Source organism: Rothia similimucilaginosa (genome assembly GCF_029850985.2).
GTDB lineage: Bacteria > Actinomycetota > Actinomycetes > Actinomycetales > Micrococcaceae > Rothia.
Genome location: NZ_CM138149.1, coordinates 1,736,206 through 1,760,892, shown reverse-complemented (window position 1 = coordinate 1,760,892; position 24,687 = coordinate 1,736,206). Strand labels below are relative to the sequence as shown.

Here is a 24,687-nt window from a genome sequence, read left to right as displayed (position 1 = left end):
ATACGCGTCCTTGCGTGCATCCCTGTGCGAATAGTTGTGAGAACCCGCTTTTGAGTGTTATTTCGAAGGCGGGTTTCGTTGTTAATTCGTGGCATGATTGAAGGACGATGAAAAGCACCTCACCTATCTCGCGTTATTCCATGCCCATGCCTCTGTGGCTTCAGGGTGTTGTTGAGCTAATTGTTACTGCCCTGTGCTCTGCTGTTGCAGTGTTTGCGGCGATGTCTGCCGTGTGGGCGACCAAGGGTTTTGGCGACATGGAGTTCTCCTCCGTGGCCGCCATGTCGGCGCACCTGTGGCTTCTGATTCACGGTGTTCCTTTAGACCTTACGGCAGCTTTTGGTGCTTCTACCGGCACGATGACGCTGGTGCCTCTGGGTTTGAGTATTCTGCCTCTGATGCTCTGTTATCGTTCGGGTCGTCGCCTGGCGCGCGCCTCGTATGAGGGCGAGTTTTTGATTCCGGTGCTGTCTGGTTCGGTCACCTATGCGCTGATTAGTTCGGCGATGTACGGTTGGGCGAGCCCGCATCCGCAGCCTCTTCATGCGTTGAATGCTGCCCTGGTGCCTTTGGGTATTGTGGTGGCTGGTCTGATGTGGGGCGGCTACCGTGAGGCGCGTTCGCTCTCGCGCATGGTGGGGGTTGATACCGCGGAACAGATTTCGCAGATGAGTCAGTATTCGCGTTGGGCGGGTTCGTACGCCTGGGCTGTGGTGCGTGCTGCGGTGGTTGCTTTTGTTGCGCTGATTGGTCTGGGTGCGGTGCTTTTGGGCATCGGTATTTTGGCGGGTTGGTCGCAGATTATTGCCACCTACCAGGAGCTGCACGCGGGTGCTGTGGGTGATACTGCGGTGACTCTGCTGCAGCTGGGTTTCTTGCCAAACCTGGTGATTTATGCGATGGCATGGTCGACCGGTGCCGGTTTCTCTTTTGGTGCGGGCACCTCGGTTGGTTTGACCAGTAGTGATGCTGGTACTTTGCCGATCCTTCCGATTTTGGGTGCTGTGCCCGAGTCGATGGGTGCATTCGGTCTGGTGGGTCTGCTGGTGCCGCTGGGTGCCGGTGCGATTGCTGGCTGGTGGTTCTTGCGTGAGGGTGAGGATCACCTGGATGAGTGGGTTGCTCTGAAGGTTCCGTTCCGCCCGCTGTCTGCGCTGATTTCTGCCGTGGTGCTGGGCGTGATGACCGGTATTCTGACCTCGTTTGGTGCCCTATGGTTGGGCTGGATTTCGTACGGTTCTCTGGGTATTGGCCGTTTTACGGAGGTTGGTGCTGAGCCGCTGACCTTTGCGGTGCATACCGCGTTGACTGTGGGTGCAGGCGTGACTTTCGGTATGTTGCTGAGCCGCGCCCTGGTGCCGGATAGCAGTCGTGAGCTGCCTCGTTTTGCGGATGAGAGCCCGAACCTGGGTGAGCGTCTGATGAGTTTTACTGCCTCGACCCGTGAGCATTTTGCACGGGGTCGTGAGCGTTTTGCGCAGCGTCGTGAGCAGCGTGCCCAGGAGCGCGCGGAGCGTGCGCAGCGTGAGGCTGAGGAAGCCGCCGAACGTGAAGCTGCAGAGCGTGAAGCTGAGGAGGTGGCACGCGTGCAGACTTCTGAGAACGTTGTTGAGGCCGAGCTGTCTATGGTATCTGAGCAGTCTGTTGTATCTGAGGTGGCGACCGGTCATGTTCCGGTGCATCCGCAGGAGCCTGTGGTTGCCGTCCCGGTGGAGGCAACTGAGCAGCTAGCGCAGCGTGCGGCGGCGGACGCTTTCGCTGAGATTATTGCAGAGCGCGAAGAGGCGGCTGAAGAGCCTGTAGAAGCAGAATCCACTGCGAACGCTGCACAGGATTCTGTCTCCGAAGAAGCTACTACTGAAGAGAGCTCCGCTGAGGAGTACGAGCCTATTGAGGCCGTTCAGCAGGTCGGTGACCTGGACTCTGCGCATGCTGAGGATTACGAGAGTATCGAAGCATCTGTTGAGCCTGCCTCCAGCGAGCACGCTACTTATGAACACACTGCCTATGATTCCGCTCTGTACGCTCATGACCCCTCCGATGAGGAGACCCGCGAGCTGATTCAGGAGCCCGTCTACGAGGCTACTGAACCTGTAGTAGTTGAGCGTGAGGGCGCTGTCGAAGAGCCCGCAGAGCAGGCGCCGCGTTCGAAGGGCCGCGCGAGCCGCATCATGGCGTACTTCGGCTTTGGTCTTGAGCAGCCCGCCGCAGCGCAGGATTCTGCTCGGGATCGTGCCAGCGACCACCGTGCGTATGAGCGTGAGCAGAAGCGCGAGGCGAAGAAGGCAGCTAAGGCGGCACGCAAGAAGCAGAAGAATGATTCAGAGCGCGACTTTGTGGATCGCGAGCTGGATGTTCTCTCTGCTGATCAGGCGATGAAGCGCATCTTTGGGGTCCGTAGCCAGACCGGCGTGCTTCCGCTGGTGACCGATGAGGCGTCTACCGTGGAGCTGTCCCCGCTGGATGTCAGCTCCTCGAAGTCCCAGGGCTCTAGCGGCCATGGTTCTAACGCGCGCGAGAAGAACTAGCGCACTGCATTCTTAGCGCGCGGAATAAGGACTGGACGCGCCGGTGAGCTTGTCCATCGTGCCCTGGAACTTCTCATCGCAGGTGTACCTGTCGGTTTGGGTTAGTGCGGAGGCTCGGCACTCACGGTATTCCTGCGCGCCGGGTATGAAGGTGAGGCCCATGCCGCCGAGCAGAGTCATGGCGCCGTAGATGATACTGACGCCCGCGGCAATGTAGAAGAACCAGGGGCCGCGGTAGACTGCGGTGCGCACGATCGCAATAATGCTCAAGGTGATGCCGGCGAGCGCGAAGAGGAAGAGCGCCAAGAAAAGCGGCATCGTGGAGAGCACGAAGGAAGACGCCGCAAAAATCACCAGCGCGGCAACAATGAGCATGAACGCGGTGCGAATATTTGCTCTCTGCTGTTCACCCGGGTCGATGGGCTTGCGCGGCTTCTTGCCCTGAGGTCCCCGAGGCTGCGGCATCATGTTCTGCGGTGCCTGCTGAGGCGCTCGCGGCGGAACATGTTGGTTCTGGGGTGCACCGTTGTTCGGGGTGGGCTGCTGCGGGGTGTCGTTCGGAGTGTTCTGCGGGGGAGTAGACATACCTATAAGGGTACCGCCCTGTCTGCCCGTGACCTATTGAGTTAGCGACCTGTTGAGTTTGCGCCCGGTGAACCCCTGTGAGGATTTGTCCCGCCGGGGTTTCTTTATGCTCGCCTTTGGGCTTTGGGTGTGTTGTGAACCTCTTACTCCCTTTGGATAAGAGTGTGAGACGGGTTATACTAGAGGGGTGCGAATTGTGGTTATGGTATCCGGATCCGGAACGAATCTTCAGTCCATCCTCGACGCTGTAGCAGCGGGCGAGCTTCCCCTCGACATTGCGGCAGTGGGTGCCGACAAGCCCTGTCTGGGCATTGAACGTGCCCAGGCGGCGGGTGTACCCACCTTCCTGGTGCAACCCGGCAACTACGCCGACCGCCCCTCCTGGAACCGCGCGCTGGAAGAAAAGATCGCTTCCTACACCCCCGATTACATTGTGTTCGCTGGCTTCATGCGCATTGTTGACGCGCAGCTGGTCGAGCGTTTTAGCAACCGCATTATTAACACCCACCCCGCTCTGCTACCCTCCTTCCCGGGTGCGCACGGCGTGCGTGATGCCTTGGCGCACGGTGTGAAGATTACCGGCCTGACCGTCCACTTTGTGGATGCGGGCGTTGACACCGGCCCCATCCTCGCCCAGGCGGCAGTGCCCGTTCTGGATGACGACACCGAAGAGACCCTGCACGAACGCATTAAGGTGCAGGAGCGCCGCCTGCTTGTGCAGACCATCGCATCCCTGGCTGAATCCCATAGCGCTGCATCCGACAGCTAAATCCGCCTACTCAATAATCCGCGGCGGAATGAGCCGAGCTCAAACCCCGCTGCCCACATACGTTCCGTTGTGGCACCCGAGTACCCATGAGGGGAAGGTACACAACGGCGGGGAATACCCCCACACATATCCTGTCTATCCTGGCAGGCTACGTCCATCCACCAGCTGTGCCGCCGAGATCCGGCGTGCACGTCTAAAGCATCGGAGTATTTGTGTCTCTCATTGAGCTCAATCGCGTGCCCCTGCGCCGCGCCCTCATTTCCGTCTACGACAAGACCGGTCTGGAGGAGTTCGCCCGCGGTCTGCACGAGGCTGGCGTCGCGCTGGTCTCCACCGGCTCCACCGCATCCACTATCGCGGCAGCAGGCGTACCCGTCACCGAGGTCACCGAAGTCACCGGTTTCCCCGAGTGCCTCGAAGGCCGCGTGAAGACCCTGCACCCGCGCATCCACGCCGGTATTCTGGCTGACCGCCGCAAGCAGGAGCACATTGACACCCTCAACGAGCTGGATGTTGAGGCATTCGACCTGGTGGTCGTGAACCTGTACCCCTTCGTTGAGACAGTTGCTTCAGGTGCCGGTCAGGACGCCATCATTGAGAAGATCGATATTGGTGGCCCTTCGATGGTTCGCGCTGCGGCGAAGAACCACGACGCTGTGGCCATTGTGGTGGACCCCGCCGACTACGCGCGCACCGTTGAGGCTGCTAAGAACGGTGGCTTCTGCCTGGATGAGCGCCGCCGCCTTGCTGCTGGCGCATTCGCCCACACCGCCGCATACGATACCGCTGTGGCTACCTGGACTGCATCCCAGTTCCTGCAGGATGAGGACGCTAACTTCTGGCCCCCGTACGCCGGCCTGGGCTTCGAGCGCAGCGAGACCCTGCGTTACGGCGAGAACCCGCACCAGCGTGCTGCCCTGTACTCTGACCCCGCTGCTGCCCCCGGCATTGCTCAGGCAGAGCAGCTGCACGGTAAGGCGATGAGCTACAACAACTACGTTGATGCTGACGCTGCTCTGCGTGCCGCTTACGACTTCGACGAGCCTGCTGTTGCCGTTATCAAGCACAATAACCCCTGCGGTATTGCCGTGGCAACCCCCGGTGCGGCTGACCCGATTGCGGACGCTCACGCGAAGGCGCATGCTTGCGACCCGCTGTCCGCATACGGCGGCGTGATTGCTGCTAACCGCCCGGTGACTGCCGCTATGGCTCAGACCGTCAAGGGCATCTTCACCGAGGTGATTGTGGCTCCCGACTTTGAGCCCGAGGCGCTGGAGATTCTGCGCAAGAAGAAGAACCTGCGCCTGCTGGTTCTGCCCGAGGACTTTGCCCGCGAGGCCATCGAGTACCGCCCCATTTCCGGTGGCGCACTCTTCCAGGAAGCTGACCGCCTGCAGGCTGAGGGCGACGACCCGAAGAACTGGACCCTGGTTGCCGGTGAGGCAGCTGATGAGGCAACCCTGCGCGACCTCGAGTTCGCGTGGCGTGCACTGCGTTCGCCCAAGTCCAACGCTATTCTGCTTGCCGATAATGGTGCCGCTGTGGGCATCGGCATGGGTCAGGTGAACCGCGTGGATTCCTGCAAGCTCTCGGTGGAGCGTGCGAACACTCTTGGCGGTGAAGGTAACGAGCGTGCCCGCGGTGCGGTTGCCGCATCCGATGCGTTCTTCCCCTTCGCTGACGGCCTGCAGGTGCTGCTGGACGCTGGCGTGCGTGCCGTTGTGCACCCGGGCGGTTCGATCCGCGACGAGGAAGTTATCGAAGCGGCTAAGGATGCTGGCGTGACCATGTACCTGACCGGTACCCGCCACTTCTTCCACTAAAAATGTGTAGCGGGCTCAGCATGCGCTGAGCTACCCGCTGTGAGCGGGGTATTCTGGGGTGAACCTTCGGGGAGCCTGGGATGCCCCGCTTTTTCATGCTCTCCACCTGGGATATTCGTGTTGGGGCATCCGCGATGGTGCATCCGTATTATGTGCAACCGTATTTATAGAATTTTTGCTCTATTTTGCACGGGATTTGCGCATAAGAGTGCGTCAATGGTGACCATGATACGTATGGATTGGCCAAAAGTTCGCTAGGATTAGGGTGTGCCTAAAGTCAGCGAAGAATACAAAAAGAACAGGCGTTCTCAGATTGTAGAGACCGCCCGCGAATGCTTCATCAAGCACGGTTATCAGAAGGCTTCGATGAGCGACATTATTGCGGCCACCGGCCTGTCTGCTGGAGCGATTTATAACCACTTCTCCTCCAAGGATGAGATTATCCTGGCGGCAGCCCGCATGGACATGGCGCCTTTCGACCGCATCCGCGCCGAACAACCCTGGGACTACGTGTTCGGGTGCCTGAAGGTGCTGGACACCCCCAAGATTCGCCGTCACCTGCTCGTCACCTGGGGCGAGGCTGTGGCAATGCCGCAGCTGGCGACCGTGGTGTCTGAACAGCTGAGCTACCTGCGCGATCAGTCCCTGGAACGCTACCGCGCCTGGGGTGCCGCTGAGCTGGACTTCGCCGAAGAGGAACTTGAAGAGTGGCTGACCGTTATCGGTGCCGCGGTGCTGTCCGTGCTGACCGGTTACGTGGTGCAGACCCAGCTGGTGGCTGGCGGTAAGAAGGAGAGCGCTCGTGAGGCGTACCTGGAGTATGCTTCTGCTATCCTGCGTCAGGCATAGGGCGTGTAGGCCCTCTTAGCTGTCGCCGATAAGCCTAAAGGGCGGTTTATATGCCCTGCTGTGGCGGCGTAAAAACTTCATCGTGATGCTTTGTAAAGCCCGTTTTCCTTCTCGAAGGAAAGCGGGCTTTACGGTATTATGAGGTGTAGCTCATATTTTTTCATTCAGGGTTTTCAACTGGAGGCGCCCGACGCCTCCTGAAGACCGCCCGGCGTACGCCGCGGCAGCCTCAATGATGAGCGACCAAAGATAACGCAAAAACACTCCCAGGAGCGTAATGTCCGAGCAGAAGATCCTCGAGATGCCCCTCGCCGACCTCGACCACGAGGTTGCAGAAGCCATTGAGCTGGAGCGCAAGCGCCAGCAGAACACCCTCGAGATGATTGCATCCGAGAACTTCGTCCCCCGTGCCGTCCTCGAAAGCCAGGGCTCGGTACTGACCAACAAGTACGCTGAGGGTTACCCAGGCCGCCGCTACTACGGTGGTTGTGAATACGTCGATATTGTTGAGTCTCTCGCTATTTCCCGCGTGAAGGAACTCTTCGGCGCCGAGCACGCCAACGTTCAGCCCCATTCCGGTGCGCAGGCGAACAACGCCGTCATGCACGCACTGCTGACTCCCGGCGACACCATCATGGGTCTGTCCCTGGCACACGGTGGCCACCTGACCCACGGAATGAAGCTGAACGTCTCCGGCAAGCTGTACAACGTTGTGGCGTACGGTGTGGATGAGTCCGGCCGCGTTGACATGGAGCAGGTGCGTGAACTGGCTCTGGCTGAGCGCCCCAAGGTCATTATTGCCGGCTGGTCCGCATACCCCCGTCAGCTGGACTTCGCTGCGTTCCGCGCGATTGCTGACGAAATCGGCGCGTACCTGTGGGTGGACATGGCTCACTTTGCCGGCCTGGTGGCTGCGGGGCTGCACCCGAACCCCGTCCCTCACGCACACGTGGTCTCCTCCACCGTGCACAAGACCCTGGGCGGTCCCCGCTCCGGCTTCATCCTCTGCACCGAGGAGCTGAAGAAGAAGATTGACTCCGCAGTGTTCCCCGGTCAGCAGGGCGGCCCGCTCATGCACGTGATCGCTGCGAAGGCTACCGCGTTCAAGGTTGCCGCATCTGACGCGTTCAAGGACCGTCAGAAGCGTACCGTTGAGGGCGCACAGATCCTGGCGAACCGCCTGCTACAGCAGGACATGAAGGACGCAGGCGTTGCGATCGCCTCCGGCGGTACCGACGTTCACCTGGTGCTCGTTGACCTGCGCGACCATGCCCTCAATGGCAAGGAAGCAGAAGATCTGCTGCATGATGCCGGTATTACCGTTAACCGTAACGCTGTGCCGAACGACCCGCGCCCGCCGATGGTGACCTCCGGTCTGCGTATCGGTACCCCCGCGCTGGCAACCCGCGGCTTTGATGCTGAGGGCTTCACCGAGGTAGCTGACATTATCGCTTCGGTGCTGTTGCCGAACCCGGATATTGCCGCTCTGCGTGCCCGTGTTGATGCACTCTGCGCTAAGTACCCCCTCTACCAGGGCAGCGAGAACTGGTAGACCCATGAATGACCCCGTTCGCTTAATATTCCCAATGGATGCTGAGCGGACGGGGTTATTTCGCCCTCTTACTTTTGCCGCTCTACCTGCTACATCCATTGAAGGATGTAGCAGGGGAGCGGTACCTGCTAGGTACACACCCTAGAACCCAACACATAGATCGTCCGTTTCGGCGAACCCGCCACAACCTATGGAAGGAAAACAATGCCTCAGATTCTAGACGGTAACACAACCGCCGCAGCCATTAAGGCGGAGCTGAAGGAGCGCGTCGAGGCGCTCAAGGCTAAGGGTATTACTCCCGGCCTGGGTACCGTCCTGGTCGGTGACGACCCGGCATCTCGCTCGTACGTGGGCGCTAAGCACCGCGACTGTGCAGAGATCGGTATTAACTCCATCCGCCTGGACCTGCCCGGTGACATCACCCAGGAGGAGCTCGACGCAGAGATCGATAAGCTCAATAATGACCCGGCGTGCACCAGCTACATTGTGCAGCTGCCCTTGCCCAAGCACCTGGACACGAACCGCGTGCTGGAGCGTATCGCCCCTGAGAAGGACGCTGACGGCCTGCACCCGACCAACCTCGGCAAGCTTGTGCTGAACGTTTCTGAGCCGCTCGATTCCCCGCTACCCTGCACCCCTAACGGTGTCATTGAGCTGGTCAAGCGCCACGGTATCGACTGGAACGGTAAGAACGTTGTGGTGCTCGGCCGCGGCATTACCGTGGGCCGCCCGCTGGGTCTGCTACTGACCCGCCGCGAGGTGAATGCGACCGCAACCCTGGCGCATACCGGTACCGAGAACCTGGACGAGGTACTGCGCGAGGCTGACGTCATTGTCGCTGCTGTGGGTGTTCCGCACGTGCTGAAGGCTCACCAGGTCAAGGACGGCGCAATCCTGCTGGACGTTGGTGTTTCCCGCGCTGAGGACCCGGAGACCGGCAAAAAGAAGCTCTTCGGCGACGTCTCCCCGGAGGCTGCGCAGAAGGCATCCTGGGTTTCTCCGAACCCCGGCGGTGTGGGTCCGATGACCCGCGCGGAGCTGCTGGTGAACGTGGTTGAGACTGCGGAGCGTCAGGCGGCATAAGGCTCGCAGTATTTCAGAGCTGATATCTCAAAAGGGCGGTGCCCCGGTAGAACAATCTACTGGGGCACCGCCCTTCACACTATCATCACAAGAGAAAAAAGGCAGATGCTAGAGAATCATCTCGTAGAAGTAGGCATCGGCAAGATACAGGGTCTCTGAGTACTCGACTGGGCTACCTTCTTCGGCGTAGCCGGTCGTGCAGACCTTGAACGCCGCCTCGCCCACGGGAACCTGGTGGTTGAACGCCTCGGCGTCGGCGTCGGTGAAGAGTGCTGCACTGATGCGTACGCGGGCGTGCTTAATGGCGTTGGGGATGCCAGCAAGCTGGTCGAAGGAGCTTGAAGCGCCGGACATTTCCGCCATCATAGTGTCCAGGGTGCTGCTTGCAGCAGCCTTCACAAAGTAGGAACGCTCAAAGCCAATAACTTCGCGGTCGGCAAGACGCAGACGGCACACGAACAGCACCTGCTCGCCCACCGGCACGGACAGATGGGTGGAGATTTCTTCGGTGGCGTCCATCCAGCGGGTCGCAATCATGCGGGTGGAGCCCCCAAAACCGCGGCGGCGCATATCATCAACGAAGGTGCCCACGCGCGGAATGTAGGTGGCGTCGGTGCGCTCGGCAACATAGGTGCCGGAGCCCTGCAGGTTGTAGAGCAGGCCGCGTTCAATCAGAACCTTTAGAGCGCTACGAACCGTCTGGCGGCTCACCCCAAAGTTCTGCTGAATCATGCGCTCGGTGGGCAGCTTATCGCCGGGCTTGCCGGGAATAATATAGCGCTGCTCAATGTAGTGGATAACCTGCTCGTACTTAGGGCCGGGAATCGGGGGTAGCTCGTAGCGGCTCTCAGCGTTGTGAGCAGTACTTTCGGATGCGGTGGTGCCCGCAGAATGTGAGGGGGCACCGTGGTCGGTGGTCTGTGAAGAGTGTGAATTCATCACCCAATAGTTTACTGTTCAGCCAGATAAAAAACGCGTACAAGTGAAAAATTCTCTTCCCTCAAACTGGCATAATTAAGACTATGCATTTTTCTAACACCCCTGCACCACGCCCGAGCGGTCTGCTTCGCGTGGCAAGCGTGAATGTGAACGGTATCCGAGCCGCCTATAAGAAGGACATGGCGGCGTGGTTGGCGAGCCGTGACATCGATATCCTCTGTCTGCAGGAGGTGCGCGCCCCCGACGCTATCGTGCGTGAGCTGCTGGACGAATCCCAGTGGCATATTCTGCACGCGGAGGCTGCTGCGAAGGGCCGTGCCGGCGTGCTGGTGGCGACCCGCCGCACCCCGAACTCAGCCGGTGAAGTCCTAGAGAACCAGCCGGTAGCAACCCGCTCGAATATTGGCGAAGAGTACTTTGATGATTCGGGCCGCTGGGTTGAGGCAGACTATGTTCTACCCAACGGTAAGACCCTGACGGTGGTCAGCGCCTACGTTCACTCCGGTGAGGTCGGCACCCAGAAGCAGGACGATAAGTACCGCTTCCTGGAGCGCATGCTGGTGCGCATGCCTGAGCTGGCAAAGCACTCGGACCACGTGCTCATCGTGGGCGATTTGAATGTGGGCCACACTGAGCTGGACATTAAGAACTGGAAGGCTAACCAGAAGCGTGCCGGCTTCCTGCCGGAGGAACGCGCTTACTTTGACCGTTTCTTCGGTGATATCGGCTACCGCGATGTGGCTCGTGAGCTGGCGGGTCAGGTGCCCGGTCCCTACACCTGGTGGTCTTACCGCGGTAAGGCGTTCGATAATGACGCAGGCTGGCGTATTGACTACCATATGGCGACCCCGGCGCTTGCCGAAAGCGCCGTGGAAGCGGTCGTGGATCGCGCGGCAAGCTACGATGAGCGTTTCAGCGACCACGCGCCGCTGGTGGTTGACTACCGTATCGGTGAGTAAGACGTGTACCCACGTACAGATAAGTTTTTGAAGATGTGCTGCACCGTCCGTAGCACCGCACAGGAAGAACTGCACAGGAAATAACTATGGCAGACGAAAAGAAGCCGGATAAATCCCTCATCCCTAATGCCTCTCAGCAGAAGGCGCGTATCTACTCGGGTGCGCAGCCGTCGGCTGATTCGATGCACCTGGGTAACTACATTGGTGCTGTGAACAACTGGGTGGCGTTGCAGGACGACCCGAATAACGAATGTCTGTTCTTCATCCCGGATATGCACGCCATCACCGTTCCTCAGAACCCCGAGGAGCTACGTGAGCGTACCCGCCTGACCGCGGCGCAGTATATCGCCTCTGGCATTGACCCGACCCGCACCCCGCTGTTCGTACAGTCGCACGTGCCCGAGCACGCCCAGTTGGCATGGGTTCTGAACTGCTTCACCGGCTTTGGTGAGGCGTCCCGAATGACCCAGTTCAAGGACAAGTCCCAGAAGCAGGGTGCTGAGAATGCCTCCGTGGGTCTGTTCACCTACCCGATTCTGATGGCTGCCGACATTCTGCTCTACCAGGTGGACGGCGTGCCCGTGGGCGAGGACCAGCGTCAGCACCTGGAGCTGACCCGTAACCTGGCTCAGCGCTTTAACTCCCGTTTCGGTGAGACCTTCGTGGTGCCCGAGCCGGTGATTCTGAAGGAAACCGCTAAGATTTATGACCTGCAGGACCCGACCTCGAAGATGTCCAAGTCTGCAGCCACGGACAAGGGCCTAATCAAGCTTCTGGACACTCCCAAGGCAACCCAGAAGAAGATTAAGTCCGCCGTGACCGATGACGGCTCCGTCATCGCCTACGACCGCGAGGCTAAGCCCGGCGTCTCCAACCTGCTCTCCATCTACTCGGCAATGACCGGCGAGAGAATCGACGAAATCGTGGCACGCTACGAAGGCAAGATGTACGGCCACCTGAAGGTTGACCTTGCCGATATCGTGGTGGAGCGCCTCACCCCGGTGCGTGAGCGTACCCTCGAGCTGATGGACGACCCCGCCGAGCTGGATCGCCTGCTGGCTGTGGGCGCATCCGCTGCCCGTGAGATCGCTACGGTCACCATTGAGAACGTGTACAAGAAGGTTGGCTTCTTGCCTGCCGCCGCAATCTAGCGCGCTGTTCAGCCAGTTTGGCTGAGGCGCTGCATGACCTGCACGATTGAGATGACAGCACAAGAGAACTCTTCGAGCCCCACGACGGCTCCTGTATCCCCGACCCTGAAACCTGGCCGCCGCTACCTGAGCGTTATTGCGCACGTGAGCGGTGAGAATGTTCAGCGCCTGGAAGAGTGGAAGCGCGCGGTAGCCGGTGGTGCGGTGGCGCCTATCAGCACCCACGTGACCGTGTACCTGACGGAGCTGAACGAGTCTCTACTGGTTGCGGTGCAGTCCCCGCAGTTCCGCGAGGCGCTGGACATGCCGCGTTTTGAGGCACGCTGGGGTTCGGTACACTCCTTCCGGCCGGTAACCGAGGTGGAGTACCTGAACCTGGAGGCGGGTAAGGCCGAGTTCGAGCAGATTCACCAGAAGCTGGTTGAGCTATTCGGTACCGGTGCGGCGTCATTCCCCTATGTGCCGCACGTGACCTTAGGCCACGGGCTCACGCAGGAGCAGGTGGCGAACGCCCTTGAGGTGTTTGACGCTCTGCCCGCTGAGCAGCGTACTTTCACTGTGGATCACCTGCACTGCTACTCCTACGACGGGCAGGACTGGGAAGAGATGAGGGTCCTGCCGCTGCGTTAGTAGCTGGCGTATAAACCTGATATACATTAAGAGAGATGCGACCGATAAGTTATCGGTCGCATCTCTCTTAATATTTTCGCTAGGTTTATCTCAGCGTGAGAGCCCTAGTGGGAGTGGCCCTCGTGAGCCTCGCCGGACTCGTGCGTGTCAGCTGAAGCCGAGGAGGAAGCAGCGCCGTGCGCCTCAGACTCAACCGGTGCAGCGTGCGAGGAAGAGACACCCAGAATCTCGTTCGGGGTCTTCGGAAGCTCCACGCTCATCAGCTCCTTTGGCGCTACTGGGTTCGACAGGGATACCGCAATGAGCTTCTTGGCCGCCGGGTCGGTCACGTAGGCGGTCTTACCGTCCACCCACAGAGCCGGACGCTCGTCCTGCCATGTCTCAGACTCGGTCCACGCCTCCATGAGCTGTACAGAGCCCAGTTCAGCGCCGGTTGCCGGATCGAAGATACGCAGCTTGCCGTCAGTGGTCAGCAACAGAGCCTCACCCTGAGGGCCGCGAGCCAGCGAACGGAAGGTGTAGCTCACACCAGAAGGCAGGGCATAGACGGTACGGGTTGCCGCAACAGTGTCAATAATGGAGAACTTCTCGGGGCGCTCCAGCTTAGCGTCCTTGTCGGTCTTGTAGTCCGCCAGAACGTACTGGGAGTCAGCCTTGCCAGACTGGTTGCCGGAACGCGAGTACGGGTCTTCGGGGTTAGTGATCTTGGTGAACTTGCCATCCTTATAAATGAGCGCGCCGTCGGAGCAGCCGATGGAGAATGCGCCGTCCTTGGCGATGGCTTCACCGTGAACGCCGGGGCAAGCGGGGCTCTCGGTGACGGTCTTGCCCTGAGCGTCCACAACAGCGGCACCAGTGCGGGTCTTCGAGTCGCCAACCGCTACCAGGTACTGGTCGTTGGGTAGCGGGATTGCGAAGCCGTGGTGCGGCTGCGGCAGGGTGACGGTGGTGGTCTCCAGCGAGGAAACTGTGCGCTTATCATGGGTCAGCTTTGCCGGGTCGTATACCGCGAAGGAACCGGTGCCGTCAGCGAATGCCGTGACCTTGCCGTTGTCCTTGATGACGTGACTGGTATGGTCAGCCACAAGAGACAGTGAAGACAGGGATGGGGACGTGGTGTAGTAGTGTGAATGGTCGCCGTGCGCTACGGACCATACGCCGGTGTCCAGGAAGGTGTAGCTGTTACCGTCTGCAACGACGAGGTGGCGATTATTGCCAGCATCGGAGAGGCGCAGAAAGCCTTCCTTAGGGATGTCTGCGAGCAGCTTCATGTCCTTGGCGTCGTAGACGAACACGCCGCCGTCGTAGGTGATAGCGACGCGGCTTGCCGCCCCCTTGCCTTCGGTGATGGGTGCGGGGGTAGTACTCGTGGAGGTGGAGGCGCTGGGGCTGGTCTGTGCGTTCTGGGTGGTTTGGGCACCGCATGCGGTCAGGGTGAGTGCAGCTACTGCGCCGAATGTGCCGGCGCGGGTGAGGAAAAACTTACGGGTCATGTGCATCTACCAAGAGTAACATGAGAATGATTCTCTATATGGGGTGGTTCTTGGTGTGTCAGAGTCTGGAAGTGTAGTCTATGCGGGATGCGTAAGGCATTCTGTTGCTCCCACCCGGTTACAGAGAGCGTTCTTTCGTGCCCCACTAGGTAAATGCCTTGAACCCACCTGCGAAATGACCCAACGGGGCATAGTCATCGAGGCATAAGAAAACCGGCTCCCCTCCGAAAAGAAGAGAGCCGGTTTCTTAGAGGTATCTTTTGCTCGAGCAGGGTTTAAGTATCTGCGCGGGGGCAAAAATTTAGAGGAGATTGTTCAGGCCTCGCGCCTTGACCTCACCCACTGCATCCTTGACAGCCTGTGCCTTGGAGCGGGGAGCGACCAACAGCGCGTCGGGGGTATCCACCACAACGATATCGTCGAGGCCAATGATAGAGATCTTGCGGTCGGTGTTCGCGACAATAATTCCGGAGCAACCGTGGTTGATAACGTTATCCTTCTCGCCGAGAATGGTCAGCTCTTCGCCGCTCTTCTCGGTGTTCAGGCGTGCCACAGCATCGAAGTCTCCCACATCATCCCAGCTGAAGGAGCCGGGAACCATTGCAACGTCGCCTGCTGCTGCTGCGGGCTCAGCCACGGCGTAGTCGATAGCGGTCTTGGGCAGGGTCTCCCAGACGCGGTCCATAATAGCCTCACGCTCGGGGGTGTCCCAAGCGTTAGCAATTTCCATGATGCCCGCGTACAGCTCGGGCTCGTTCGCCTCGAGGTGCTTGAGCATCAGGGCCGCCGGTGCTACGAACATGCCTGCGTTCCAGGTATACTCACCGGAATCCAGGTACTTCTGTGCGGTAGCGGCATCGGGCTTCTCCACGAAGGTGTCCACAGCCTGAGCATTGGGAGCGTCCTTAATACCCAGGGACTCACTGGCGTGGATGTAGCCAAACGCGCTGGAGGGCTCGGTGGGAGTAATACCGATGGTAACAATCTTGCCGGTTGCTGCGGTGATGACAGCTTCGGTCACCACACGGTGGAATTCATCCACGGGGCTGATTACATGGTCAGCGGCGAAGGAGCCGATGATGGCGTCCGGTTCGCGGCGGTGGATGATAGCGCAAGCCAGGCCGATAGCGGCGGCCGAATCCTTGGGGGAGGGCTCCAGTACCAGGTCAGCGGCACGCAGTTCAGGAATCTGCTGTGTGACCGCATTGGTGTGCGAAGTGCCGGTAACTACCATGACGGAGCCGTTGCTGAGATTGGTGAGACGGTCGTAGGTGTCACGCAGCAGGGAATTGCCCGACGAAGTGAGGTCGAGCAGGAATTTCGGGGCATGTGCGCGGGATAGAGGCCACAAACGGGAGCCAACACCGCCAGCGGGAATGAGCGGGCGGAATCGAGTGAGTGCAGTATTCATCGATTCAAGAATAGCTTGTGAATTTGTCATATATCGAATTCTTTTACGTTTTGGCAGAAAGTGTCAGGGGACTCTCAGTGTTGTGATGTTTGAGGTTAGGATAAGGTAAGTTCCGCACAAACAGAGGGGAGTAGACGGTATCGCAAGAAAAATATGCCCTAATTCACTTTTAGAAGCTGTAAAAAAACCCCGAACAGGGTGTCAATAAGCTGTGAATTTACCTGATATCTTGGAAGTAACAGACGAACAAAAGCAGTCGGTGAGCACACAGCTGTGCCTGGAAGCTGGGGTCTAAAATTGCGGCACCAGAACCCAGACGCTCACCGTCGCAGCAGGAGGTTATTCAGTGTTGAATGGTTCTAAAGGAACCCTTTACCGCGGCCGCTGGGGCATGTGGTCCTGGGTTGCTCATCGCATTACCGGTATCGCGATTTTCTTCTTCCTTCTTGTACATATCCTGGATACTGCCGTCGTGCGTATCTCTCCGGAGGCCTACAATGGCGTACTGAGCCTGTACAAGAACCCCATCATGGGTCTGGGTGAGACCGCCCTTGTCGCCGCCATCGTCTACCACGCGTTCAACGGTATTCGTATTATCCTCATTGACTTCTGGAGTAAGGCAACCAACTCGCACGTGGAGCACATTCAGGCGAAGAACAAGGACGGCAACGTCGAAATCAGCCAGAAGGCAACCTACACGCACATCAAGATTCTTTGGGTTGTGCTTTTCCTCTGGGCAATTACCGTTGCTGGCTTCGCCGCACGCCACCTGCCGATCGTTTTCTCGCACATGGGAGGTCACTAAACAATGGCTACTCCGCTCAAGCCCCGCACCTATGTACCCCGTCTGCGTGATAACCGCATCGACGGCGTAAAATACAACCGCTCCTCCTCCAAGCGCAATAACTTTGAGATGTTCGCTTGGCTCGGTATGCGCCTGTCCGGCATCGTACTCGTCGTGCTAATTTTCGGCCACCTCTTCTCCAACCTCATGGTCGGCGACGGCATCCACGCCATCGACTTCGGCTTCGTGGGCGGTAAGTGGGCTAACCCCTTCTGGCAGGTCTGGGATCTGTTGCTGCTCTGGCTGGCTATGCTGCACGGTGCAAACGGCATCCGAGTCATCATTGATGACTACGCTGAGAAGGACCGCCTGCGCGTTTGGCTGAAGGTTATCCTTTTCGCAGCATGCGCATTCGTCCTGCTGGTTGGTACCCTCACCATCTTCGCGTTCGATCCCTGCCCCTCCGGCGCAGCGGCTGAACTGCTCCCCAGCTTCTGCTCGGCACGCTAACGGCGACGTATTCGAGACAAACGAAAACATCTAAAACACAGAAAGAACATCATGCAGGTACATAAGTACGATGTAGTGATCGTCGGTGCCGGTGGCGCAGGTATGCGTGCCGCCATTGAGGCCGGCCAGCGAGTTCGCACCGCGGTACTGACTAAGCTATACCCCACCCGCTCCCACACCGGCGCAGCACAGGGTGGCATGTGCGCAGCTCTGGCTAACGTTGAGGAGGACAACTGGGAGTGGCACACCTTTGACACCGTTAAGGGCGGCGACTACCTGGTTGACCAGGACGCAGCAGAAATCATGGCTAAGGAAGCTATTGACGCTGTGCTCGACCTGGAAAAGATGGGTCTTCCCTTCAACCGAACCCCCGAAGGCCGCATTGACCAGCGCCGCTTCGGCGGTCACACCCGTGATCACGGTAAGGCTGCTGTGCGCCGCGCGTGCTACGCAGCTGACCGTACCGGCCACATGATTCTGCAGACCCTCTACCAGAACTGCGTTCGCCACAATGTGGAGTTCTACAACGAGTTCTACGTTCTCGACCTAATCCTGGTCAAGGACGAAGAGGGTAAGCCCCGCCCTGCTGGCGTCGTCTCCTACGACCTGGCAACCGGCGAGGTTCACGTCTTCCAGGCTAAGTCCGTAATCTTCGCATCCGGCGGCTGTGGCAAGATTTTCAAGACCACCTCCAACGCACACACCCTCACCGGTGACGGCATGGCTATCGCACTGCGTGCAGGCCTGCCCCTGGAGGACATGGAATTCGTTCAGTTCCACCCGACCGGCCTGGCTGGCCTGGGCATTCTCGTCACCGAGGGTGCTCGTGGTGAAGGCGGTATTCTCCGTAACGCTGACGGTGAGCGCTTCATGGAGCGCTACGCACCCACCATTAAGGACCTCGCACCCCGCGATATCGTGGCACGTGCAATGGCAAACGAGGTGCGTGAAGGCCGCGGCTGCGGTCCTCACAAGGACTACGTGCTGCTGGATCTGACCCACCTGGAGCCTTCGCACATCGATGAGAAGTTACCGGACATCACCGAGTTCGCTCGTACCTACCTGGCAGTGGAACCGCACCACCAGCCCATCCCGGTGTTCCCCACCGCGCACTACGCAATGGGCGGTATCCCCACCAACAACGAGACCGAGGTCTACCGCAACAGCGAAGAGACCATCCCCGGTCTCTACGCAGCTGGTGAGGTTGCTTGTGTGTCCGTCCACGGTGCAAACCGTCTGGGTACCAACTCCTTGCTGGACATCAACGTGTTCGGTAAGCGTGCAGGTCGCAAGGCAGCAGAGTACGCAGCATCCGCTGAGTTTGTACCCGTTCCGGACGATGCAGCAGATCGCGTTCTCAATATGCTCAACGGCATCCTCGAGGGCAAGGGCACCGAGAAGGTCGGCGCTATCCGTGCAGACCTGCAGAAGGCTATGGAAGCTGACATGCAGGTGTTCCGTACCGATGAGACCATCCGCGCAGCACTGGCAACCATCGCTGAACTGGAAGAGCGTTACCAGAACATCTCCATCCAGGACAAGGGTAAGCGCTTTAACCTCGACCTGCTCGAGGCTGTTGAGCTCGGCTTCCTGATTGAGCTGGCAAAGGTCATGTCCGTTGGCGCACTGCACCGTAAGGAATCCCGTGGTGGTCACTACCGCGAGGACTTCCCTAAGCGTGACGACGTCAACTTCATGAAGCACTCGATGGTCTACCTCGACCCCGAATCCGAGTTTGAGGGTGTCAAGGGCCTGCGATTCGAAACCAAGCCCGTTGTCTACACCCGCTACGAGCCGAAGGAGCGTAAGTACTAAAATGGCTGAAAACGAACTCCCCGAACCGGAATCCGTCAAGCTGTTTGAGGGTATGGCCGGCGGCGACTCCGATTCCATCCCCACGTACGATGTGGTCATCAAGATTCGTCGCTACAATCCGGAAGTTTCCTCCGAGGCGTACTGGGATGAATTCCCGCTGACCATGTACCGCACCGACCGCGTGCTGGATGCTCTGCACAAGATCAAGTGGGAGGTAGACGGCTCCGTCTCCTTCCGCCGCTCCTGTGCACACGGTATCTGTGGCTCGGACGCGATGCGAATCAACGGCCGTAACCGCCTGGCTTGCAAGACTCTGCTGAAGGACCTTGACCTGTCCAAGCCGATTACCGTTGAGCCTATCAAGGGTCTGCCCTGCGAAAAGGACCTCATCGTTGACATGGAGCCCTTCTTCCAGGCATACCGCGAAATCATGCCGTTCTTCATCAACGACTCGAATGAGCCTGAGCGTGAGCGCCTGCAGACCATTGAGGACCGTGCACGTTTCGATGACACCACCAAGTGCATCCTCTGTGCAGCATGTACCTCGTCCTGCCCGGTCTTCTGGACTGACGGTCAGTACTTCGGCCCCTCCGCTATCGTGAACGCACACCGCTTCATCTTCGACTCGCGCGATGATGCAGGCGATCTGCGTCTGGAGATCCTCAACGACAAGGAAGGCGTATGGCGTTGCCGTACCACCTTCAACTGCACCGAGGCTTGCCCCCGTGGCATCCAGATCACCAAGGCTATTGCCGAGGTCAAGCAGGCAATCCTGAGCCGCTCGCTCTAATCTGAGTACGCGGTATCAGCTGATACAGCATTGACGATTCAAGCCGTCACCCACACCGGGTGGCGGCTTGAATATTTTTAACAGAAAAGGACCTGCTTCAAATCGTGGGGCAGAGCATTGAACGGTGCTTCGGCGGGCAGGAGCACTCTTCACAATCTGTCATAAAGTCATAGATATTCTCGAGAGCTGTCAGAAAGAGGCAGCGGGTAGGTAAACCTTGGCGGGCGGCGTTATTCTACTGTGTATGGTTTTCGCTAATTCTCGCTACGATTTGTCCACCCCCGTCTTCGACGACTGGGTGGGGCGCATGATGGGTACCCTCGTGCAGTTCCGCCGCGAAGTGCACGCCAACCCGGAACTTTCCTTCCGCGAAATTGCAACCACTGAGCGCCTCATGAACCGACTGCGAGAAGGCGGCATGAACCCCGTCGCCTGCGAAGGCAACGGCTGCTACGTCGATATTGGAAGCGGCCCCTTCGCTGTGGCTCTGCGCGCCGATATTGATGCTCTGCCCATTGTTGAGCAGACCGGTCTGCCCTACGCTTCCACCGTCCCCGGCGTGATGCACGCCTGCGGTCACGATATTCACCAGACCGTTATGCTCGGTGTGGCGCTGGCACTGCACGAGCTGAACGAGAAGACCCCGCTGGGCCGTAGCGTCCGCATTCTCTTCCAGCCCGCTGAGGAGCAGCTTCCCGGTGGTGCCGTACAGATGATTGCTCAGGGTCTGCTCAAGGACATTCCGCGTGCTTTTGCTCTGCACTGCGATCCGAAGGTGGACCTGGGGCAGATTGGTACCCGCATCGGCGCGATTACTAGCGCATCTGACACCATCAAGATTCATCTGAGCGGTCACGGTGGCCATACTTCCCGCCCGCACCTGACAGAGGACCTCATCTACGCCATGAGCCAGATTGCTGTGCAGGTTCCCGCAGTCTTGACCCGCCGTACCGACGTGCGTTCGGGCGTGCTGGTCGCCTGGGGTCAGGTCAGTGCTGGTGTTGCTCCCAACGCTATCCCCGCCGAGGGCTACCTCGCAGGCACCATGCGTTGCCTAGATGTTGAGGTTTGGCGTCAGGCAGGCAACATGCTGGATGAAGTCATCGAACAGGTTGCTGTCCCCTTCGGCGTGAAGGCGCGAGTGGAGCACATCCGCGGTGTGCCCCCGGTCGTCAATACCGACCTGGAAACCACTATGCTGGAGAACGCGGCTCGCGCCGAGCTGGGCGAAGACTCCATTGTGCTGGTTGAACAGTCCATGGGCGGCGAAGACTTCGCCTGGATGCTGCAGGAAGTTCCCGGCTCCATGTTCCGTCTGGGTACCCGTGCCCCCGGTGACCCCACCTATGATCTGCATCAGGGCGATTACGCCCCGAGTGAGCAGGCAATCGGTATCGGTGTGCGTGTTATGGCGGCAACCGCACTGCGCGCTGTCCGTTTTGAGTTGGCGAAGGCGGCGAAGGCGGCAAACCCCATCCGCGATGAGGCACGCTAAAGAGCTTTTGAAAGCTTATGCTGCAGTCTTGAAAGCGCAGCTCTATAACCGCGTTATGCCTTGAAAACTGTACAAGTTTCACCCCGTTACCTCTCACCGAGTAGCGGGGTGAAACTCTATGTACGCGATAGAATTAAAAGGATTATGAGGACATCTGCGTCATGTTCTCGCCCCCGTGCCCACACACCTGCGGAGGTTGAAGGAAATGGCGCATCATCACACGGCGCACGCCGGAGGAGGACACCCAATGAGCTTCTTTGGAATCGGCAAGAAGAAGTTGGATGAACAGTCGCGCGAAGAACAGAGCGCCGAAACTGCTAAGGTCCAGAAGGAACAGGCAAGCGAAGATGCTCCCAAGAACGCGCGACTGAGCCAGAAGATTATGGAACAGCAGCAGTGGGAGGACTCCCTGCGCCGCTTCGTGAAGTCTGAAAGCGCACGCCACCAGAACCACGACGAAGAGCAGAACGAAGAGCACCGCGCTGTTGAGGACCTCAAGCGTGCCCTCTTGCACGGCGATGAGAAGGTTGAAGAATCTTCCGCTGCTGATGAGCTGACTGAGGAACAGGAACGTCGTAGCATGCTGGCTGCGCTTGGTACTTTCCCCCAGGAATCTGAGGAGCCTGTTGAAGCTGAGCAGGTAGCTGAGGGCCAGGATGTTGAAGAAGACGCCGCCCCGGTTGCTGAGGCTGCTCAGCCCGCTACCCCCGCGTTCCTGCGCGATGACGAAGAAACCGAAGCTGAGGGCGCATCTGTCGAGGCTAAGGAATCATCATCGGCCGATGTCGAGGAACCGAAGGACGCAGCAGAGAACGCCCGTTCCCAGTTTGAGGAGCATCTGCGTGCTCTGCGTGCACAGAACACCGAAGTTACTGCTGCTGAGGTCGCTGAAGCGACTGCAAGTGAGGCAGAGGGAGGCGAAGAGCTTGAGGTTGTTGAGGCTGTTGGAGAGGCTGCCGACAACAAGTCCAAGAGCGATTATTCTGCATCTGAATCTGTAGCTGAGGACTCCTTGACCGTAGAAGACCTGAAGACTGCCCGCACCCGCGCAGCTGTCACCGAGGCGCAGAACGCCGGTTTGGATGATTTGGCTGCCGCCTACGCTGCTCGACTGGGCATTACCCTCGACAGCGATGAGGAGACTTTCGGCGAGGTCGCTTCCGATGAGGTAATCGCTGAAGAAGCTACTGCTGATACACCCGAAATTTTTGAGGTTGCTGAAACTGAAGAAACCGTTGACCTCACCGCTGCTTTAGCAGAAGATACAGAGCCTGTTACCGCCGCTGAGGAAGAGCAGATTGAGGCCGTCGTTGAGGCGCCCGAGTTGCTGGCATCTGAACTTACTGAGGAAGAAAACAGCGTTGAGGAGCCCGTTGAGAGTGCTGTAACCCTGCCCGTTCCACCCAAGGAACGCGCTCTCTACAGCCTGACGGAGCTCATGCACACCCGCGGTTCGGGCACCATGAGCCTGGAACTGCGCCATGTTGATGAGGATATGCACTACCGTCTGCTGCACCGCGGCCGTGAAGTTGAAACCGGCATTGTCGTGCCCGGCGTTGACTGGTTCGCACCCGTTGCCGCGCTGTACACCGAGGCTCAGCAGGCAGGCGCAACCTGGAACCGCGCGGCTGTTTCTCTGAAGCCTCGTCTGGGCGACGGCCTGGAGGTTCACGCATCCTACCTGGGCGCTGCGGACGGTCAGACTATCAGTGAAAGCTTCCTGCTGGAAGGCTCCGCTGTCGAGGCTAAATCCGTTGCGACCGCTGAGGTTACCTCGCAGGATGAGCCTCAGGAAGCTGCTGTTCAGAGCGTTGACTCGGTTGAGGCTGAACGTGAAGCTATTGAGCGTAAGCTTGAGGCGGAGCGCGCCGAGAAGCAGGCTGCGAACGAGGCTGAGGCTACTGTTGAAGTCGCTGAAGAGCCTGTAATTGAGGCTGCTGAAGAGGATATCTCTTCGGGTCTGCTGACCGCCGCTGGTCTTGCTGCTGCGGCTGGTTCTGCCGTCGCTGCTTCTGTGCAGGAGAAGGAAGACGCAGAGGAAGCTGTTGAAGCTTCTGACGAGCCTGCCCAGACTGAGTTTGCGCCGGTTGAAGCTGACTTTGAGTATGACTACGAGAATGACCCTGTCTTTGGCGCGGCTACCGTAGAATCCGAAACTGAGCAGGCTGAAGAGCTCACCGCCGAACCATCTGAGATTTCTGAGGCCTCTGTCCACGAGTCTGATGAGTCTGGTGAAGATATGGAAGCTGCTCTGGCCGCCATCGTTGCCAACGCTCAGAAGAAGCTGAACACTGAGGATGCAGCAGCCCCCGCAGTTGCTGAGGAAACACCCGCTGAGGATGTTTCGGCTGAGGACGTTTCGGCTGTCGCCCCCCTGGCCGCAGAGTCCTTCATCGTGGACCGTACCCAGCCCGTTGAAGAAGCTGCAGAAGAACCGGCCGTAGAGCAGACCGAAGAGCCCGCCCTGCCCGCGTTCCTGGACGATTCTGAACTGCTGCCTGAGCCCGAGGCCTCCGTTGCATCTGCTGAAGCGTACGCTGAGGAACCTGCCCTCGAAAATGTTGAGTCTGCCGATGAGAGTGCATCTGTGGCTCCCGGCTTGGCTGGTGCTCTTGCTGCAGCTGCCGCAGTGGGTACCGCCGGTGCTGCTGCGAAGGCTACCGAGGCAAAGGCTGCTGGCGTTCAGGAAGAGCCCGCTGAGAAGGTTGCTGAGCTCAAGACCGTTGAGGTGACCCCCGCAGCCAAGATTGCTGAGGCTCCCGCAACGGTTGCATCCGCCTCCGAGGCCACCGCTCAGGCTAACCCTGCAGCACCGGTTGCAGATGCGGCACCCGCTGTGGGGACCATCCCGGTTGCCCTGCAGGAGAGCACCCCGGCAGGTATCTCCTCCAGCATCTCGGCATCCGCGCTAAGCGAGCACAACCAGTTGCCCACCATCGTGGCTGAGCCGGACACCCCCTCCGTGGCGGTACAGAGCCCGCTGGCTCCCTCGGAGACTCAGCTGGCATCCGGCAATCTGGTGCTGACTCAGACTCAGGTCGCTCAGCGTCTGGCACCGGTCGTCGAGCATCTCTTCGGTGAGAACGGCACCGCAAAGGATGCCACCACCGTGCTGATTCGTGTGCGTGCTCTCGGCTCCTATTACGATGCCCTAACCCACGTGCGCCGCAACGGCTTCTGGGAGCAAGTCCGTACTTTCGAGCTGATTCCTGAGACGCTGATGGATATCCCGGCACTAAAGACTGACTCGTACAGCGAGGGTGAGGGCTCGCCGCTAGCTATGAGCCTGACCTTCACCCCGGGTGTGCCAGTTCAGGCGGCATTCGATTATGCGAATGAGCAGGCGTTTGTTACCTACCCGCGTCCGCTGGATGCTGAGCGTTATGTCGAGGAGCTGCGTATGTTCCCGCGTCTGGGTTCGAAGATCCCGGCTCATATGACGAGTGCGCTTTCGCACTGGAACCTCTAACCCCGTGTAAAGTGCGGCGCGCCGGCTCTCCGTGTGGGGGTCGGCGCGGCGT

19 protein-coding genes are annotated in these 24,687 nt (G+C 59.1%); 15 read left to right on the top strand and 4 right to left on the bottom strand.

Annotation, left to right across the window (positions count from 1 at the left end):
* The first annotated feature begins 107 nt into the window (after positions 1–107).
* Positions 108–2,528, top strand: a complete 2,421-nt coding sequence (locus tag QFX07_RS07250; RefSeq protein ID WP_459741160.1) for a cell division protein PerM — start codon at positions 108–110, stop codon at positions 2,526–2,528.
* Between the two features lie 12 nt (positions 2,529–2,540).
* Here the strand turns inward: QFX07_RS07250 and QFX07_RS07245 are convergent, their stop codons facing one another.
* The gene (locus tag QFX07_RS07245) at positions 2,541–3,113 is read right to left on the bottom strand and encodes a 4-hydroxyphenylpyruvate dioxygenase (protein ID WP_279754272.1); all 573 of its coding nucleotides are present in this window, start codon (positions 3,111–3,113) and stop codon (positions 2,541–2,543) included.
* A gap of 202 nt (positions 3,114–3,315) precedes the next feature.
* On the opposite strand from QFX07_RS07245, the gene purN reads away from it, so the two are divergent.
* The 5 genes from purN (at position 3,316) to QFX07_RS07220 (ending at position 9,189) form a co-directional block, all read left to right on the top strand.
* On the top strand, positions 3,316–3,882 hold the full coding sequence (purN, locus tag QFX07_RS07240; protein ID WP_279741718.1) for a phosphoribosylglycinamide formyltransferase: 567 nt from the start codon (positions 3,316–3,318) through the stop codon (positions 3,880–3,882).
* Between the two features lie 212 nt (positions 3,883–4,094).
* Positions 4,095–5,705 carry a bifunctional phosphoribosylaminoimidazolecarboxamide formyltransferase/IMP cyclohydrolase gene (purH, locus tag QFX07_RS07235; RefSeq protein ID WP_279754273.1) on the top strand — a complete coding sequence of 537 codons (1,611 nt, stop codon included), beginning with the start codon at positions 4,095–4,097 and terminating at the stop codon, positions 5,703–5,705.
* Positions 5,706–5,972: 267 nt separating this feature from the next.
* Positions 5,973–6,554, top strand: coding sequence for a TetR/AcrR family transcriptional regulator (locus tag QFX07_RS07230; protein ID WP_279741722.1), 582 nt, complete (start codon positions 5,973–5,975; stop codon positions 6,552–6,554).
* Between the two features lie 277 nt (positions 6,555–6,831).
* Positions 6,832–8,106, top strand: a complete 1,275-nt coding sequence (glyA, locus tag QFX07_RS07225; protein WP_279741724.1) for a serine hydroxymethyltransferase — start codon at positions 6,832–6,834, stop codon at positions 8,104–8,106.
* A 204-nt stretch (positions 8,107–8,310) separates the two neighbouring features.
* Positions 8,311–9,189, top strand: coding sequence for a bifunctional methylenetetrahydrofolate dehydrogenase/methenyltetrahydrofolate cyclohydrolase (locus tag QFX07_RS07220; RefSeq protein WP_279741726.1), 879 nt, complete (start codon positions 8,311–8,313; stop codon positions 9,187–9,189).
* A gap of 108 nt (positions 9,190–9,297) precedes the next feature.
* Here the strand turns inward: QFX07_RS07220 and QFX07_RS07215 are convergent, their stop codons facing one another.
* The gene (locus tag QFX07_RS07215) at positions 9,298–10,131 is read right to left on the bottom strand and encodes a GntR family transcriptional regulator (protein WP_399537065.1); all 834 of its coding nucleotides are present in this window, start codon (positions 10,129–10,131) and stop codon (positions 9,298–9,300) included.
* 80 nt (positions 10,132–10,211) lie between these two features.
* Here QFX07_RS07215 and QFX07_RS07210 point away from each other — a divergent pair, with 80 nt between their 5' ends.
* From QFX07_RS07210 to QFX07_RS07200, 3 genes are all read left to right on the top strand, one after another.
* Positions 10,212–11,087, top strand: a complete 876-nt coding sequence (locus tag QFX07_RS07210) for an exodeoxyribonuclease III (protein WP_005506814.1) — start codon at positions 10,212–10,214, stop codon at positions 11,085–11,087.
* 86 nt (positions 11,088–11,173) lie between these two features.
* The gene (gene trpS / locus QFX07_RS07205; protein ID WP_279741732.1) at positions 11,174–12,238 is read left to right on the top strand and encodes a tryptophan--tRNA ligase; all 1,065 of its coding nucleotides are present in this window, start codon (positions 11,174–11,176) and stop codon (positions 12,236–12,238) included.
* Between the two features lie 33 nt (positions 12,239–12,271).
* The gene (locus QFX07_RS07200) at positions 12,272–12,868 is read left to right on the top strand and encodes a 2'-5' RNA ligase family protein (protein ID WP_279741734.1); all 597 of its coding nucleotides are present in this window, start codon (positions 12,272–12,274) and stop codon (positions 12,866–12,868) included.
* A gap of 104 nt (positions 12,869–12,972) precedes the next feature.
* Here QFX07_RS07200 and QFX07_RS07195 read toward each other — a convergent pair whose 3' ends face one another.
* Both QFX07_RS07195 and QFX07_RS07190 read right to left on the bottom strand, forming a co-directional pair.
* Entirely contained in the window at positions 12,973–14,361 is a 1,389-nt protein-coding gene (locus tag QFX07_RS07195) for a hypothetical protein (protein WP_279754275.1), read from the bottom strand.
* Between the two features lie 301 nt (positions 14,362–14,662).
* Complete coding sequence (locus tag QFX07_RS07190; protein ID WP_279754276.1) at positions 14,663–15,772, bottom strand: mannose-1-phosphate guanylyltransferase; 1,110 nt, start codon at positions 15,770–15,772, stop codon at positions 14,663–14,665.
* Positions 15,773–16,118: 346 nt separating this feature from the next.
* Here QFX07_RS07190 and sdhC point away from each other — a divergent pair, with 346 nt between their 5' ends.
* The 6 genes from sdhC to QFX07_RS07160 all read left to right on the top strand — a co-directional run bounded on the left by sdhC (position 16,119) and on the right by QFX07_RS07160 (position 24,635).
* Positions 16,119–16,577 (top strand): succinate dehydrogenase, cytochrome b556 subunit, encoded by a 459-nt coding sequence (gene sdhC / locus QFX07_RS07185; RefSeq protein WP_279741737.1) that lies wholly within the window; start codon positions 16,119–16,121, stop codon positions 16,575–16,577.
* A gap of 3 nt (positions 16,578–16,580) precedes the next feature.
* Positions 16,581–17,066, top strand: coding sequence for a succinate dehydrogenase hydrophobic membrane anchor subunit (locus QFX07_RS07180; RefSeq protein ID WP_279741738.1), 486 nt, complete (start codon positions 16,581–16,583; stop codon positions 17,064–17,066).
* A gap of 51 nt (positions 17,067–17,117) precedes the next feature.
* Positions 17,118–18,881, top strand: a complete 1,764-nt coding sequence (sdhA, locus tag QFX07_RS07175; protein ID WP_279741739.1) for a succinate dehydrogenase flavoprotein subunit — start codon at positions 17,118–17,120, stop codon at positions 18,879–18,881.
* A 1-nt stretch (position 18,882) separates the two neighbouring features.
* Positions 18,883–19,671, top strand: coding sequence for a succinate dehydrogenase iron-sulfur subunit (locus tag QFX07_RS07170; protein ID WP_279741741.1), 789 nt, complete (start codon positions 18,883–18,885; stop codon positions 19,669–19,671).
* Between the two features lie 244 nt (positions 19,672–19,915).
* Entirely contained in the window at positions 19,916–21,166 is a 1,251-nt protein-coding gene (locus QFX07_RS07165; RefSeq protein WP_279754277.1) for an amidohydrolase, read from the top strand.
* A gap of 247 nt (positions 21,167–21,413) precedes the next feature.
* Positions 21,414–24,635: an ornithinee aminotransferase gene (locus tag QFX07_RS07160; protein WP_279754278.1), complete on the top strand. Its 3,222-nt coding sequence runs from the start codon at positions 21,414–21,416 to the stop codon at positions 24,633–24,635.
* Positions 24,636–24,687 lie beyond the last annotated feature (52 nt).

Coding starts and splice junctions, on each gene's coding strand:
- QFX07_RS07250 (WP_459741160.1), top strand. CDS start 108: ATGAAAAGCACCTCACCTATCTCGCGTTATTCCATGCCCATGCCTCTG.
- QFX07_RS07245 (WP_279754272.1), bottom strand. CDS start 3,113: ATGTCTACTCCCCCGCAGAACACTCCGAACGACACCCCGCAGCAGCCC.
- purN (WP_279741718.1), top strand. CDS start 3,316: ATGGTATCCGGATCCGGAACGAATCTTCAGTCCATCCTCGACGCTGTA.
- glyA (WP_279741724.1), top strand. CDS start 6,832: ATGTCCGAGCAGAAGATCCTCGAGATGCCCCTCGCCGACCTCGACCAC.
- QFX07_RS07220 (WP_279741726.1), top strand. CDS start 8,311: ATGCCTCAGATTCTAGACGGTAACACAACCGCCGCAGCCATTAAGGCG.
- QFX07_RS07210 (WP_005506814.1), top strand. CDS start 10,212: ATGCATTTTTCTAACACCCCTGCACCACGCCCGAGCGGTCTGCTTCGC.
- trpS (WP_279741732.1), top strand. CDS start 11,174: ATGGCAGACGAAAAGAAGCCGGATAAATCCCTCATCCCTAATGCCTCT.
- QFX07_RS07200 (WP_279741734.1), top strand. CDS start 12,272: ATGACCTGCACGATTGAGATGACAGCACAAGAGAACTCTTCGAGCCCC.
- QFX07_RS07195 (WP_279754275.1), bottom strand. CDS start 14,361: ATGACCCGTAAGTTTTTCCTCACCCGCGCCGGCACATTCGGCGCAGTA.
- QFX07_RS07190 (WP_279754276.1), bottom strand. CDS start 15,772: ATGAATACTGCACTCACTCGATTCCGCCCGCTCATTCCCGCTGGCGGT.
- QFX07_RS07180 (WP_279741738.1), top strand. CDS start 16,581: ATGGCTACTCCGCTCAAGCCCCGCACCTATGTACCCCGTCTGCGTGAT.
- sdhA (WP_279741739.1), top strand. CDS start 17,118: ATGCAGGTACATAAGTACGATGTAGTGATCGTCGGTGCCGGTGGCGCA.
- QFX07_RS07170 (WP_279741741.1), top strand. CDS start 18,883: ATGGCTGAAAACGAACTCCCCGAACCGGAATCCGTCAAGCTGTTTGAG.
- QFX07_RS07165 (WP_279754277.1), top strand. CDS start 19,916: ATGGTTTTCGCTAATTCTCGCTACGATTTGTCCACCCCCGTCTTCGAC.
- QFX07_RS07160 (WP_279754278.1), top strand. CDS start 21,414: ATGAGCTTCTTTGGAATCGGCAAGAAGAAGTTGGATGAACAGTCGCGC.